The 14,719-nt window shown below is 66.2% G+C and carries 14 protein-coding genes; 2 read left to right on the top strand and 12 right to left on the bottom strand.

Translation table 11 applies throughout. The annotated features are described in order from the left end of the window. Nucleotides 1–233 precede the first annotated feature (233 nt). Both SPHI_RS09605 and aguB read left to right on the top strand, forming a co-directional pair. The gene (locus SPHI_RS09605) at nt 234–1,019 is read left to right on the top strand and encodes an SDR family NAD(P)-dependent oxidoreductase (protein WP_076744701.1); all 786 of its coding nucleotides are present in this window, start codon (nt 234–236) and stop codon (nt 1,017–1,019) included. A gap of 183 nt (nt 1,020–1,202) precedes the next feature. Then, on the top strand, nt 1,203–2,048 hold the full coding sequence (gene aguB, locus SPHI_RS09600; RefSeq protein ID WP_076744700.1) for an N-carbamoylputrescine amidase: 846 nt from the start codon (nt 1,203–1,205) through the stop codon (nt 2,046–2,048). Nucleotides 2,049–2,088: 40 nt separating this feature from the next. On the opposite strand, the gene SPHI_RS09595 is transcribed toward aguB, so the two are convergent. From SPHI_RS09595 to SPHI_RS09540, 12 genes are all read right to left on the bottom strand, one after another. Further along, the gene (locus SPHI_RS09595; RefSeq protein WP_076744699.1) at nt 2,089–2,604 is read right to left on the bottom strand and encodes a YciE/YciF ferroxidase family protein; all 516 of its coding nucleotides are present in this window, start codon (nt 2,602–2,604) and stop codon (nt 2,089–2,091) included. A 142-nt stretch (nt 2,605–2,746) separates the two neighbouring features. Next, complete coding sequence (gene cas5, locus SPHI_RS09590) at nt 2,747–3,301, bottom strand: CRISPR-associated protein Cas5 (protein WP_076744698.1); 555 nt, start codon at nt 3,299–3,301, stop codon at nt 2,747–2,749. Nucleotides 3,302–3,608: 307 nt separating this feature from the next. Continuing rightward, nucleotides 3,609–4,799, bottom strand: coding sequence for a class I SAM-dependent RNA methyltransferase (locus SPHI_RS09585; RefSeq protein WP_076744697.1), 1,191 nt, complete (start codon nt 4,797–4,799; stop codon nt 3,609–3,611). After that, nucleotides 4,796–6,169 carry a bifunctional ADP-dependent NAD(P)H-hydrate dehydratase/NAD(P)H-hydrate epimerase gene (locus SPHI_RS09580; protein ID WP_076744696.1) on the bottom strand — a complete coding sequence of 458 codons (1,374 nt, stop codon included), beginning with the start codon at nt 6,167–6,169 and terminating at the stop codon, nt 4,796–4,798. The genes SPHI_RS09585 and SPHI_RS09580 overlap by 4 nt, the downstream gene beginning before the upstream one ends. Next, complete coding sequence (locus SPHI_RS09575; RefSeq protein ID WP_233130839.1) at nt 6,166–6,531, bottom strand: hypothetical protein; 366 nt, start codon at nt 6,529–6,531, stop codon at nt 6,166–6,168. Before SPHI_RS09575 ends, SPHI_RS09580 begins: the two co-directional genes overlap by 4 nt. Nucleotides 6,532–6,538: 7 nt before the next feature. Continuing rightward, on the bottom strand, nt 6,539–8,260 hold the full coding sequence (gene ilvD / locus SPHI_RS09570) for a dihydroxy-acid dehydratase (RefSeq protein WP_076744694.1): 1,722 nt from the start codon (nt 8,258–8,260) through the stop codon (nt 6,539–6,541). An 87-nt stretch (nt 8,261–8,347) separates the two neighbouring features. After that, the gene (locus SPHI_RS09565) at nt 8,348–8,692 is read right to left on the bottom strand and encodes a response regulator (protein WP_076744693.1); all 345 of its coding nucleotides are present in this window, start codon (nt 8,690–8,692) and stop codon (nt 8,348–8,350) included. 108 nt (nt 8,693–8,800) lie between these two features. Then, nucleotides 8,801–11,194: a response regulator gene (locus SPHI_RS09560; RefSeq protein WP_076744692.1), complete on the bottom strand. Its 2,394-nt coding sequence runs from the start codon at nt 11,192–11,194 to the stop codon at nt 8,801–8,803. Nucleotides 11,195–11,266: 72 nt separating this feature from the next. Next, the gene (locus tag SPHI_RS09555) at nt 11,267–13,348 is read right to left on the bottom strand and encodes a M13 family metallopeptidase (protein ID WP_076744691.1); all 2,082 of its coding nucleotides are present in this window, start codon (nt 13,346–13,348) and stop codon (nt 11,267–11,269) included. A 45-nt stretch (nt 13,349–13,393) separates the two neighbouring features. Then, nucleotides 13,394–13,978, bottom strand: a complete 585-nt coding sequence (locus tag SPHI_RS09550) for a DUF2062 domain-containing protein (protein WP_076744690.1) — start codon at nt 13,976–13,978, stop codon at nt 13,394–13,396. Further along, nucleotides 13,978–14,460, bottom strand: coding sequence for an SsrA-binding protein SmpB (gene smpB, locus SPHI_RS09545; protein WP_076744689.1), 483 nt, complete (start codon nt 14,458–14,460; stop codon nt 13,978–13,980). Before smpB ends, SPHI_RS09550 begins: the two co-directional genes overlap by 1 nt. A 47-nt stretch (nt 14,461–14,507) precedes the next feature. Further along, a complete protein-coding gene (locus tag SPHI_RS09540) occupies nt 14,508–14,714 on the bottom strand; it encodes a hypothetical protein (protein WP_076744688.1) in 207 nt (68 codons plus the stop codon). Between the last annotated feature and the right edge of the window lie 5 nt (nt 14,715–14,719).

The following is a 14,719-nucleotide window of genomic DNA, read 5'->3' as shown; positions in this document are numbered from 1 at the left end:
CTACTCCTCCCCGTGCCGGGGAGGAGTAGGGCTGTCCTACACCCCGCCGCCATGTCACACTCCCACCATGGCCCACGCCTGCGCCTACTCCCACGCCCCCGCCCCGACTCGCGCCGATGTTGAATCCGGTCGGCAAAAACCGCGCCAGAGCCTCAACTTCCTCAACATTCGATTGCATTCCCTGCAATCGCCATCCCAAACAGGCTGACCAAAAAACAACAGGAGAGGAAAAAATGCCCTATTCACCCTTCGATCTCAGCGGAAAGGTAGCGCTGATCACTGGCGGCAACGGCGGGATCGGCATCGGCATGGCGGATGCCCTGGCGCAGGCCGGCGCGGACGTGGTGATCTGGGGCAACAACCCCGCCAAGAACGCCGCCGCCGAGAAACGCCTATCCGCTCACGGCACCCGCGTGCTGGTCGAGCGCGTCGACGTGGCGGACGAAGCCGCGGTGGACGCCGCCATCGATCGCGCCGCCGAGACGATGGGCCGCCTCGATTTTGTCGCCGCCAATGCCGGCATGGGCGAAGGCGCCGAAAGCTTCGACACGATGAGCACCGACCTGTGGCGCCGCGTGCTGGCGGTGAACCTCGACGGCGTGTTCTGGACGCTGCGCGCCGCCGCCCGCCACATGGTCGCGCGGGCAAAGCAAGGCGACGCTGGCGGCTCGCTGCTCGCCACCTCCTCCACCTCAGCGATCCACGGCGCGCCGAAGAACCAGGCCTATGCCGCCACCAAGGGCGCATTGCTGCCGATGATGCGCGGGATCGCGGTCGAATATGCCCGCCACGGCATCCGCGCCAACGCCATCCTCCCCGGCTGGATCGCGACGGACATGACCGCGCGGGCGCAAGGCAATGATCGCTTCAACGACAAGGTGATCGCCACCCGCGTGCCGATGCGCCGCTGGGGCGAGCCCGAGGATTTCGGCGGCATCGCGGTCTACCTGGCCTCCGACGCCTCCCGCTTCCACACCGGCGACAATTTCACCATCGACGGCGGCTACACGATCTTTTGACGCCGTCCGTTCGCCCGGATCTTGTCGAAGGGCTGCCCTTCTTCGCCACCCTTCCCCGTTCGTGCTGAGCCTGTCGAAGCACGTGCCCCCAAACGGCAGCGCTTGCGGCACGCCCTTCGACAAGCTGGAGGCGAGCAGGGAAGAGGGTAGCGAGCGTGTGTGTGTTACCCTACATGCGCGCGCATGACCGAGATCACCGTCGCCGCGCTGCAGCTGGCCTTCTCCGCCGACATCGACGCGAACATCGCCAACGTCTCCCGCCTGGTGCGGGAGGCCGCCGCGAAGGGCGCGCAGGTGATCCTCCCCCCCGAACTCTTCGAGGGCGAATATTTCTGCCGCGTTGAGGACGAAGGCCTGTTCTCCAACGCCAAGCCAACGGCGGAGCACAAGGCGGTCCTCGCCATGCAAGCGCTCGCCGCCGATCTCAAGGTATCGATCCCCACCAGCTTCTTCGAAGCCGACGGCCCGCACCACTATAACAGCCTCGCCATGATCGGCCCCGACGGCAAGATCCAGGGCGTTTACCGCAAGAGCCACATCCCCGACGGCCCCGGCTATGAAGAGAAATTCTACTTCCGCCCCGGCAACACCGGCTTCAAGGTCTGGGACGGCCCAGCCAAGCTCGGCGTCGGCATCTGCTGGGATCAATGGTATCCCGAAACGGCCCGCGCATTGATGCTGATGGGTGCCGAAGTGCTGTTCTACCCCACCGCGATCGGCAGCGAACCGCACGACACCTCGCTCGACACTGCCCGGCTGTGGCGCCGCGCGATGGTTGGTCACGCGGTATCGAACGTCGTCCCGGTCGTGGCCGCGAACCGCGTCGGCGTCGAGCACGGCCAGACCTTCTACGGCACCAGCTTCATCACCGACGAGCGCGGCGACGTCCTGGCCGAGCTCAACCGTGAGGAAGAAGGCGTGATCACCGCCACGCTCGATCTCGACCGAGTCAAACGCCACCGCGCCGCCTTCGGCTTCTTCCGCGACCGCCGCCCGGAACTATACGGCCGCCTCACCGCCGACATCTGACCATCTTCGCCCCTCCACTGATGGGGAGGGGCCTCAAACCTCACGCGCTGACAGCTTCCGCCTTCGCGTTCACCTTGCTCGTCGCCATTTTGGTGAGCACCTCATCAGTGGCCCGTTCCTCCGCCAACGTCTCAGCGAGCACCTTGGCGCAATCGCTGCGGCCCAGTTCCTCCGCCCAGGCGATCAGCGTGCCGTAGCGGGTAATCTCATAATGCTCGACCGCTTGTGCCGACGCGATCAGTGCCGCATCAAGCACGCGCTTGTCGGCGATATCGCCCGCAACTTCATTGGCTTCCTTGATGATGCCGTCGATCGCGGGGCAGGTCACCGCCTTTGGCTTCTCCCCGTGCATCTCGAACACCTTTTCCAGCCGCGCGATCTGACCCTCGGTCTCCTTCAGGTGCTTCTCGAATCCTTTGCGCAGGTCCGGCGCAGTCGCCTTCTCGATCATCTTCGGCAACGCTTTGGTGATCTGGTGCTCGGCATAGTAAATGTCCTGCAGGGTGTGCACGAACAGGTCGTCGAGCGTCGCAATGTCCTTGGTGAACAATCCCATCACATGATCCTTCGGCTGTGTGTCAGGCGCGCCCGCGCATCCCCTTGGCACGGAAGCTCAATGCCATGACGAGTCAGGCGACTGCTGGTTCCATGGCGCAGCGCCTCGGGCATGAAGGTGGCGCCCGGGTCGGACGCCCAGGCTATGTCGCCAGATCAGCCAACTCTTGCGGCGGAATAGCCATGACGCCATCCTGCATTACCGCTCGGAAGAAGCGTGGCGCCGAACGGCCGCCGCTTTTCAGATCATAGACCATCCAGCCGAGGTCGATCGTTCCGCTACCATCCAGCGCAGATCGCGACGCATCACCGTCGAGCAAAGACACGCGCGCCGGGAAATCTGACAAGCCAAGGTGAACCTCCGCCCTCGCCACGAAAGCTCTCAAGTCGGACAAGCTGCGTGCGGCGCTTGTCGCAGCTTCGCCCTCCACCACATAGGCGACATTATCCAAAACGTGGCAGCGCTTGGTTCCTCGGGCCGTCCGCATGGTCTGCCAGCGTCGCAAGATCGGGTTCAGGACCTGAATACGCGTCGCGCTCGCTCCCAAGCCAGGTAGGCTGGAACTGATCAAGCGGTTCGCGACCGTGGGCGGCATCACGTCATAGGTGACCAGATCGGACGCGAACTCCGGCCGGCGAAAACATGCAACGTCGCCCTCGACCAAAAGCCTGAAGCCGGATGCTGCGCCATTGTTCACGGCACGTTCTTAGCTTGTTCTCACCTTGCACCGTGAACTGTTCGCTCCAGATCGGACTTTTTCCGCGGCTGCGTCGGGAGGATCGGACGTATGTCAGTGACGGGCGATGGCGCCTCGGAGGACTTGCCTCATGACCATCATCTTCACGTCCCGCTTTACCAGCCGCGGAACGATCGTGTCTGTTCAGCTCAAGTTGCCAAGCGAAAGCCCACCTAGCGGGCTCGGCCGCGCCCGCGCCGGACGCGCTACATCGCGCGCAAAGACTCGCACGCCACACACCTGACTCATCCGCATAGGCTGGCGGCGATCACCTGCTCGGTCCGCGACTGAGGCTTGCCGCCAGCTCCACATGCGTGGACCATCGGAACTGGCCGACTGGCTGGAGCCAGTCCAGCCGCCACCCACCCTCGACCATCGTCTTCACGTCGCGGGCGAAGCTGCTGGGATTGCAGGAGATATAGGCTATCCGCGGAACCCTTGCGGCCGCCAGCGCCTGCGCCTGCTCCTTCGCACCGGCGCGTGGCGGATCGATCACGATCGCACCGAATCGGTCGAGCTCCGCCGGGGTGAGCGGCCGGCGGAACAGGTCGCGATGCTCGGTGAACACGGTCCGTTGCGCCCGCGCCGCGCCGACCTTCAGCGCCATGATTGCCTCACGCCCCGCTTCAGCCGCATACACCCGCCCCGGCAGCGCGAGTGCGAAGGTGCCCAAGCCCGCGAACAGGTCTGCTACGACCGCCGCATCGCCAACTGCCTCCCGCATTGCCGCCACCAGCGCGGCCTCGCCTTCCCGCGTCGCCTGAAGGAAGGAAGCTGGCGGCATGGGAACGGCCACGCCGCCAAGCGTCACCGTCACTGCATCTGGTTCCCACCGCACCTCCGGGCCAAAACCCTCGTCAAACGCCATGCGCGCCAGGCTCTGCGACTGCGCAAAAGCCGTCACAGCTTCCGCCGCCGCGAGCCCTTCCGGCATGATGCCATTGATGAGCAGGTCGACGCCTTGATCCGCGAGCGTCAGGTGCACGTCCAGCCGCCGCTTGGGCCGAAGCACATGGATCAGCCGCCGCAGCGGCGCGACCAGCGCGAACAGCTCGGGCGCCAGCACATGGCATTCTGCAAGATCGATAATCGCGTGGCTTTTTTCCATGGCGAAGCCGATCCGGCCCGACGCTTCGGCATGCAGCCTCGCGCGACGGCGCGTGCGCGGCGGAGATAACGCCGGCGGGCGAATGTCGGTCGAAAGCCCCTGCGCCGCGAGCGCCCCGGCGATTCGATCGACGATGAACCCGCTCCACGCCGCCTCGTCGAGATGCTGGAGCTGGCACCCGCCACATTCCGGAAAGTGGCGGCACGGCGGCAGCTGGTGGTGCGGCCCGCGCTCGATCGCGCCGTCACCATGCAGCCGATCGCCCGGGGCCGCAAAGGGAACATGCCGGCCATCAGCGGTGACGCCCTCACCGCGCGCCGCGACGCGCACGATCTCGGCCGCGTCGCTCACAGGCAACGTCCAATCGCGACGGGCAGATGCGCCGCGAGGTCATCGGCCATGAACGCCGGGCCGGCGAGCCGCGCCGCCTCGGCGTGCAGCCACGCGCCGTCGGCCGCCGCTTCGAACGGATCGCCCCCTGCAGCCAGCCGTGCGCCGATCACTCCGGCAAGCACATCGCCCGTGCCCGCGGTCGACAGCCAGGCGGGGCCGTCCGGTTGAACCACCACGCGCCCATCCGGCGCCGCAATCACCGTATCCGCGCCCTTGAAAACCACGATTGCTCCCGAGCGCCGCGCCGCCTCATGCGCCTGTTCGATCTTGCTTCCTCCAATTTCGCCAAACATCGCCGTGAATTCGCCGGCATGCGGCGTGACGATCATCGGCCCATCCACCTTGCGCCCGTCAAGCAGATGGAGCGCATCGCCATCAATCACCAGCGGTCGCCCGCAGGCAAGCGCCGCATCCAGCCGCCCCTTGGCCTGGTCCTCACGCCCCAGACCAGGTCCGATCACCACCGCCCCGACGCGTTCGTCGCCCAGCGCCTCGGCCGAAAAGCGTCGCCGCACGATCGCATGCGGTAGCCGATCCGTCGCGCTGCCGAGCAGCAGGACATAGCCGGCGCCACTCCTCGCCGCTGCCGTCGCGGTCAACGCCGCTGCTCCGGGCATCGCGCCACCCACGACGGCGACCAACCCACGTGAATATTTGTGCGCCTCGGGCACCGGCCGGGTGAGCCGCGGCGCCGCGGCCACCCGCACCGATCCTTCCACTGCCACGCGAATGTCGAGCACGCGCACCGCGCCGCAGCGCTGCGCCGCCGGCTGAAGCACGTGCGCCGGCTTGGGCGCACCCAGAGCAAGCGTGACGTCGACCGGCGGCAGATCCGCAAGGCTTGCACCATCATCGCTGGATACGCCGCTCGGCACATCCACCGCGATCGACAGGCGCGCCCCCTCGATCAGCCGGCGCAGCGATCCCGTCACGCCCTTGTCCAGCTCACGCGTCAGCCCCACGCCGAACATCGCATCGAGCAGCACCGGCGCCAGCATCGCTTCGGACAATGGCTCGATCGCCCCCGTCCAGCGCGCGCGCGCTGCGCCCGCCGCCGCCGTGCGGGGCTCGCTGAAGCAGGCGACGCGCACCGAATGGCCGGCACGCTTCAGTGCCGCCGCCGCGACATAGCCGTCGCCCCCATTGTTGCCCGGCCCGCACACCACCAGCACCTCGGCGCCCGCTGCTAGCCGCCGGACCTGCTCGGCCACTGCCTCGCCGGCGCGCGCCATCAAACCGTCGACCGTCGCCCCGGCGGCGATCGCCTGAGCCTCTGCCGCGCGCATCTGCTCAGTCGTTACGATTGGCAGTCCATCCAAACGGATCACTGCGCCGCCCTGCGCGTCGTTGCCGGGAGCCGATAATGATCGTCGCCGATCGCCACCTCGATCTCGTCCCGTCCGACCAGCGTCACCTCGGCGGGCTCGGCGCCGTCCGCGGCGATCACCCCGCGCCCGTCGCTGGTCACCAGCAGCCGGCGAAACCCGCCGTCGGGATGCCGCACCGTCAGCACCATGCCCCGCGCGCTCTCGGCCCGCTCAATTTCGCACACGCGCGCAAACGCCTCCGCACCGCCGGGCGCGCATTGCACGCGCCCGTCCTCGGCGGCCTCGACCGCCTGATTGGCTTCGACCTGCGCCAGCACCTCCGTGTCGGTCTGCGCCTGGCCGCACCCGGCAAGAGCAAGCAACAATGCGCTAGATATCCGCGTACACATGAGTTTCGGCAGCAGCTCCGGGGTGGGTAACCGCTCCCTTGTACGCTGGCCCGACGTTCTGCGCATAGCGCCACAACGCGCCTGACCCGTAATCGGACACTCGCGGCTGCCACGCCGCGCGCCGCGCCGCCAGCACGTCCTCCGCGACGAGCAGATCGATGGTCCCTGCCTCGGCATCGATGCGGATCGTGTCGCCGTCCTCGACGAGCGCGATCGGCCCGCCTTCGGCGGCTTCCGGGCCAACATGCCCGATGCAGAAGCCACGCGTCGCGCCCGAGAAGCGCCCGTCGGTGATCAACGCCACCTTCTCGCCCATGCCCAGCCCGTAAAGCGCGGCGGTGGTGGATAGCATCTCGCGCATCCCCGGCCCGCCCTTGGGCCCTTCGTAGCGGATGATGACCACCTCGCCTTCCTGAATTTGCCGGTGCTCGACCGCCTGGAACGCATCCTCCTCGCAATCGAAGCAGCGCGCCGGCCCTTCGAACTGCAGGCGGTGCATGCCGGCGACCTTCACGATCGCGCCATCGGGCGCGAGGCTGCCGCGCAAACCGACGACGCCGCCGGTCGGCGTGATCGGGGTCTTCGCGTCGTAGATTACCTTCTGGTTCGGGTTCCAGGTAACCTCATCGATATTCTCGCCCAACGTCTTGCCGGTGACCGTCATGCAGTCGCCATGCAGCAGCCCCTCGGCCAGCAACGACTTCATCAGCATGTAGGCACCGCCAGCCTCGTACATGTCCTTGGCGACATATTGGCCGCCTGGCTTCAAGTCCGCGCAATAGGGCGTCGACTTGAAGATTTCGGCGACGTCGAACAGATCGAACTCGATTCCTGCCTCATGCGCCATCGCCGGCAGGTGGAGCGCGCCGTTGGTCGATCCGCCAGTCGCCGCGACGATCCGCGCCGCATTCTCGAACGCCTCGCGGGTGCAGATGTCGCGCGGGCGGATGTTGCGCGCGAGCAGCTCCATCACCTGCGCCCCGGCGGCCACCGCGATCTGCTCGCGCGTGGTATAAGGAGCCGGAACCATGTTGCTGTTCGGCAAGGACAAACCGATTGCCTCACCGACGCACGCCATGGTGTTGGCGGTGTACTGCCCGCCGCACGCACCATGGCCCGGGCACGCGACCTTCTCGAGCGCATGGACCTCCTCGATCGGGCAGGTGCCGGCTGCATAGCGCCCGACCACCTCGAAAACGTCCACCACCGTCACGTCGCGATCCTGGAACCGACCCGGCAGGATCGACCCGCCATAGACGAAGATCGACGGAATGTTCAGCCGAAGCATCGACATCATCATGCCCGGCAGCGACTTGTCGCACCCCGCGAACCCCACCAGCGCATCATAGCAATGCCCGCGAACAGATAGCTCGACTGAATCGGCGATCACCTCGCGGCTGACGAGGCTGGCCTTCATCCCCTGGTGCCCCATCGCGATCCCGTCAGTGACCGTGATCGTGTTGAAGCGCCGCGGCATGCCGCCGCCCTGCTCCACCCCGCGGCGTGCCGCATCTGCCTGCGCGTCCAGCGTCGTGTTGCAAGGCGCGCTATCGTTGCCCGCGCTCGCCAGCGCCACGAACGGGCGCGCGATCTGCTCCTCGGAGAGACCCATGGCATAATAATAGCTGCGATGCGGCGCGCGCTCCGGGCCGACCGATACGTGGCGGCTCGGCAGGCGGGACTTGTCGAATTGATGCGTCATGCGCGCCCGCTATGCGTCAGCGGCACGATACGCAAGTAAAGGATAGTCTCCGCCGCTACAGATGATCAAAAATGACAGCGAAGCGCGTCAGAGCGCGGTCAGCGCCTTTTCGACGCCGTCGAGCGTGAACGGCTTCTGCAGGATCGGCCGTCCGCGAAATTCCTCCGCGATCATGTCGTCCGCACCACCAGTGGCGAATACAAAGGGGATGTTCCGCTCCGCCAACGCCGCAGCGACTGGCCAACTCTTCTCGCCAGCGCGCAGATTGACGTCGAGGATGGCGCAATCAAAACCGCCAGCCTCCACCAGCGGAAGCGCAGTGGCGACGCAATCCGCCGTCCCGGCGCACTGACGGTCTAGCGCATCGAGGAAATCCTCGAGCATCATGGCGATAAGCGGCTCATCCTCGACGAGCAGGACACGGCTGGTCATGCCCTGCCCTTAGAGCGATCGAAACGGTCCCGCAATGTCCCCGCATAACAAGGACGTAGCGATGCGTTTTGGCCACATCCGCACCGGCAAGTCGCCAAAACGCGCCCCTTATCTACCCTGCGCCAGCGCATCGCGCGCTGCTTCCGCCAACTGCTGCACCGAGAATGGCTTGGGAATGAACGCCACTTGCTCGATGTCGATCGATCGGCGCAGTTGCTCTTCAGCATAGCCAGACATGAACAGGATCGGCAGGTCGGGATAACGCTGGCGAATCTTACGTGCCATGGTCGGTCCGTCCATCGCCGGCATCACCACGTCGCTCACCAGCAGATCGGGGCGCGGATGCTGGTCGATCAGCTCAAGCGCCACTTCCCCATTCTCCGCCGTCAGCACGGTATAGCCTTGCCGGGTCAGCGCCCGTTCCGCAACCGCGCGCACCATGTCCTCGTCTTCGACCAGCAGCACCGTGCCGGTGCCCCATACCTCCGCCGGCTTTGGCTTGGCCGCAGGTTTGCGCGGCGCCACCGGCTCCCCGCTGGCATGGACAGGCAGATAGATGGTGAAGGTCGCCCCTTGTTCCGGCTTGGAGTCGGCGAAGATATAGCCGCCCGATTGCTTCACGATCCCGTAAACGGTGGAAAGGCCGAGCCCCGTACCCTTGCCCACCTCCTTGGTGGTGAAGAACGGCTCGAAGATCTTGGGCAGCACGTCTGGCGGGATGCCCGATCCGGTGTCCGAAATTTCCAACGCAGTATATTCGCCCACCGGCATGATATCCGGCCCGCGCCGGCGGATCTCGCCGAGCGTCGCCGACCTCGTCTGGATCGTCAGCTTGCCACCGCCGTGTGGATGCTTGGCGGTCATCGCGTCGCGCGCATTCACCGCCAGGTTGACCACCACCTGTTCCAGCTGGCCCGGATCGGCGCGCACAGGCCCCAGATTGCGACCGTGACGAACCTCCAGTGTCACCGTTTCGCCCAGCAAGCGCTTGAGCAGATTTGACACTTCCGAAACTACGTCGGGCAACTGCAATATCTGCGGCCGCAAGGTCTGCTGGCGCGAAAAGGCGAGCAACTGGCGCGTCAACGCCGCCGCGCGATTCGAGTTGTTCCGCACCTGCTGGATGTCGTCATAATCGCTGTCGCCGGGCGAATGGCGCATCAGCATCAGGTCGCAATGGCCGATGATCGCGGTCAGGATGTTGTTGAAATCATGCGCCACCCCGCCGGCAAGCTGCCCCACCGCCTGCATCTTGGTCGCCTGCGCCACTTCACGCTTCAGCCGCGTTTCCTCGCCATTATCCTTGAGGCTCAGCACCACCGCCGCGTCGCCCAGCCCGCGTGCGCCGGCGATTGACAGCACCACCGGTTCGTCCGGCACGTCGCGCAGCCGCACCGCCATGTCGGCATTATGCGCCGCACCGCCGCCGGCAAAGCGCCGCACTGCGTCCGCGACCGCAGCCTTGTCTTCGCGCACCACCAGATCACCGGGGTACAGCGGCGGCGCCGCCCGATCGACGCATGCCGCGCGAACGAAAGCGTCATTCATCTCAAGGAAACGTCCGTCGCGATCGACCAGCGCGATCCCTACCGGCATCAGTTGCACCAATGTGCGGATATGCGCCGCCGCGCCATTGCCATAGCTGACCGGCGCTTCCTCCTCGTCGAGCAGCGCCACCAGGATCGGCGAGCCGTCAAAATCGGCGAACGGCACCTGCACCAACCGAAGCGGGTTGCCTTCGCCCCCCTCGCGCTGAAACCGGATCAGGCCACGCGTGTCGGTGACAAGGAAGCGCGCAAAATCCGCGCCCTCGATCGGCGCCTCGGAGCGGCCCATCGCCCGCACGCGCAGCACCGGATCGGCAGCCAGCACGCGTCCGTCCGTGGTGAGCAGCGCGGCCATGATGCCTGATTCCGCCAGTCGCTTGCCCAGCGCGCCCGAAAGCGCCTCGGCCAGCGCACGGCTATTATCCGATTCCATCGCGGATACAGCGCGCCACACCAGCAGATCGTGCTGATGCCCTGTCCGCAGCACCTCGATAGAGATCGGGCGCCCGGCGACTTCCGCGCGGTCCACCTTGGCGCGTCCGTCGCGCCACGCGGCGCGGCCCGCCTCGGCCAGCGCCCCCACGCCGGCCTCACCGATCGGGAGCCCCGGGGGCGTCGGCAGGCCGGCAAACATCTCCCCGAAGCCGTCGTTCGCGCACACCAGCCGCCCGGCACGATCGGTGATCGCGATCGCATCCGGGCTTTCTTCAGCAAGCGCGCGTACCAACTGCCAGTCGATTTCCGGCGCCAGGGGCGGCGCAACTGGCGCGAGCGATCGCCAGGCGACCGCCACCCCGCCCAGCACGATGCCGGCGCTGGCAAAGCCGATCGCCACCACCGGGTCGCCGATCAGCCACAGGATCAGCAGCGCCGCGATCACCCCGGCGGCGATCGCGATCCCCAGCGCGCCTTCGGAGGTCAGCCGCTGCGCGCGAAAGGGAGGAAGTGTCGCCATTTCCTGCCCTTCGATCCGCGCCGCATCCCCGTCAAGACGATGAGGTCAAGCAGGGATGCGGCGCCGATGCGATCACCAGATGCGGATGCGCTGCTCGTCGGTCAGGAACAGCTTCTGCCCTGGACGGGCGCCAAAGGCGCTGTACCAAGGATCGAGGTTGCGGACGACGTTCGCGCGCTCCGGCCCCGGCGAATGCGGGTCGGTCAGCAGCAGCTGGCGCAGCGTCTGGTCGCGATACTTGGTCCGCCACACCTGCGCCCAGCCGAGATAAAACCGCTGCTCACCCGTCGTCCCATCGATCACCGGCGCCTTCTTGCCGCCCAGCGACAGGCGATAGGCATCGAGCGACACGGTAAGGCCAGCGAGATCGGCGATATTCTCGCCCAGCGTCAACGCGCCCTGCACATGCTGCCCCGGCAGCGGCTCATAGGCGTCGTACTGCGCCACCAGCCGGTCGGTGAAGGCCTTGAACTGAGTAACGTCCTTCTCGGTCCACCAATCCGCCAGCTTGCCGGTCGGATCGTATTTCCGGCCCTGATCGTCGAAATGGTGGCTGATCTCATGCCCGATCACCGCGCCGATGCCGCCGTAATTCACCGCCGGATCGGCCTTGGGATCGAAGAACGGCGGCTGCAGGATCGCCGCCGGGAAGACGATCTCGTTCATCGTCGGATTGGCATAAGCGTTGATCGTCATCGGTGTCATGAACCACTCGCCGCGATCGATCGGCTTGCCGAGCTTGTCGAGGTTGCGCTGGAACTCGAACTCGTTGCCGCGCGCGACATTGCCGACCAGGTCGTCACGCTTGATCTCCAGCGCGGTGTAATCGCGCCAGGTGTCGGGATAGCCGATCTTGGGCGTGAAGGCGGCGAGCTTGGTCAGCGCCTTCTGCTTGGTCTCAGGCGCCATCCACTCCAGCTTCTTCAGCCGCTCGCCCATCGCGGTGATGACGTTCTTGACCAGATCGTCGGCCGCCGCCTTCGATTCCGGCGGGAAGTAACGCGCGACATAGACCCTGCCGAGATCCTCGCCGAGATGCTCGCTGACGAGGTCAACGCCGCGCTTCCAGCGCGCCTGCTGCTGCGGCGTGCCGGACAATTCGGTGCCATAAAAGGCGAAGCGCGTGTCGTCGAAGTCCTTCGAGAGATAACGCGCATAGCTCGACAGCATGCGCAGTAGCTGATGATCCTTCAACACCGGCAGCGGCGTATCCGCCCACACCTTCGCCTCGCCGGTGAAGGCGCTCGGCTGCGCGACCAGCAGCGGCCCATTGGTCGGAATGCCCGCCGCCTTGAAGTGCGCCGCCCAGTCGTAGCCCGGGGCGCGGGTGGTCAGCTCCTCGAATGTCAGCTTGTTGTAGGTCTTGTCGGCATCGCGGCTTTCAACGCGCGTCCAATGCGCCGCGGCGATCGCCTTCTCCATCGCCACCACGGCTGCGGCGCGCGCATCGGCGTTCGGCTCGCCGGCCAGCGTTAGCATCTTGGCGAGATACGCCTGATAGGCGGTGCGGTTGGCGGCGAGCTTGGCGTCGTCCTTCAGGTAATAATCGCGATCCGGCAGCCCGAGGCCCGACTGACCCATCACGACCGCATAGGTGTCGGGGTTCTTGTCGTCCTGGTTGACGTACATGCCGAACAGCGTGCCCGCGCCGCGGCGCTGCATGCGGCCGGCTTCGGCGGCGAGCGCCTCCTTGCTGGCTGCATCCTTGATCGCAGCGATCCACGGCTTCACCGGCGTCACGCCCTTGGCGTTCACCGCCGCCTCGTCGAGGAAGCTGGTGTAGAAATCGCCCGACTTGCTGCCCGGCTGCTTCGCCTGTTCCTCCAGGATCGTGCGCGTCTGCTCGCGCGACAGATCCTGCAGCCGGTGGAACATGCCGTAGGTGGAACGGTCGGCCGGGATCTCGGTCGTCTTGTCCCACGTGCCGTTGGCGTAATCATAAAAGTCGTTGCCCGGCGGCACGCTTGTGTCGCGGCCAGCCATGTCGAAGCCAAAGGTGCCAAGCTGCGGCCCGTCATTGCCCGCCGGAGCCGTCTTGGCGGGCGCAATCTTGCCGTTCTTGCCCGCGGCGGTCGTCTTCTGGCCCGGCGTTTGGGCGATGGTGACCGCAGCGGTGGTGGACAGGATGGCGGCGATAAGGAGCGATGGACGCATGGAGAAACTGGCCTTCAGACTGTAGAAGGCACGTGTTCTATCCGCTTAAGACGCCTCGTCAACGTGGTTGCGATTGTGACGATGCCGCCACTTGCGCGCGATCCACACCCGCCAGCCGAGCGCCGACAAGCCATAGCCGGCCAGCGACAGCACCCCCGTCACGATCAGCAGGCCGAGCGCGGTGGCGGGTGCCGCATCGGACATAAGCCATTGCATCCACCCGGAATTCGCCGCGTCATGCGCGGCCCGGCTCACCGGATCGCCCGGCAACGCCTCATCGAGATGCAGCGCCCATTTGCCGATCCAATAGGCCAGCACCCACAAGGGCGGCGTCGTCACCGGATTGGTGATGAAGGTGGTCAGCGCGGCGGCCGGAATATTGGCGCGACATGGCAGAGCCAGCAGTGCAGAAAACGGAATTTGCGCCACCGGAAACAGGATTCCCGTCACCATTCCCAAAGCAACACCCCGCGGCACCGACCGCCGCGTGAACCGCCACAATTCCGGCGCCAATACGCGATGCGCGACAGGGCGGAGCAAACGGCTCTGCTCCATCGATTCGCGGGTCGGCAGGTTGCGATGGCACCAGCCGGCGAAGCGCTGCCAGAGGTTCGGCACGCGCGTGGCCATCAACCGCGATCGCGCATGATACGGCCGGCTTCACGCTTCCAGTCGCGCTCCTTGATATGCTCGCGCTTGTCGTGCGCCTTTCTGCCCTTTGCCAACGCCAACTCCACTTTCGCGCGCCCCTGCCCGTTGAAATAGACCATCAGCGGAACCAGGGTCATGCCATCGCGCGCCACCGCGCCGTGGAGCTTGTTTACCTCGCGCTCATGAAGCAGCAGTTTACGGGGCCGCTTGGGTTCGTGGTTGAAGCGGTTGCCGTGGCTGAATTCCGGAATGTTGGAATTGATCAACCACACCCCGCCCTCGGTGACCTCGGCGTAGCTCTCCGCGATCGACCCTTCGCCGAAGCGCAGGCTCTTCACCTCCGTGCCGGTCAGGACAATGCCGGCCTCGTATTTGGTGTCGATCTCGTAATCGAACCGCGCGCGGCGGTTCTCGGCGACGATCTTCTTCTTGTCGAAGGTGGCGGGCTTGGGACGTGACATGGACCGCGCGATGTAAGGCGTCGCACCGGTCGTGGGAAGCGGGGCCGTCAGCGTTTCTTGGCACCCAGAGGGATACGCAACCGGATCATCGCACGATTGATCGAGCCTCCCTGCGCATCGGCACCCTGATCCACCTCCGCCGCGACAGTGCCGACTCCCGGGATCGCCGCTTCGGCCTTGGGTGGCGCGCGCTCGGCGACAAAGCGTTCGGGCAGCGGCTTCAAGCGGAAACGGTCGTTCGGTCGCGCGCACACGACGA

This window comes from Sphingomonas jeddahensis (assembly GCF_001981525.1).
Taxonomy (GTDB): domain Bacteria; phylum Pseudomonadota; class Alphaproteobacteria; order Sphingomonadales; family Sphingomonadaceae; genus Sphingomonas; species Sphingomonas jeddahensis.
Note: the sequence above shows the minus strand (reverse complement) of the source record. Positions and strands in the feature narration are given on the sequence as shown.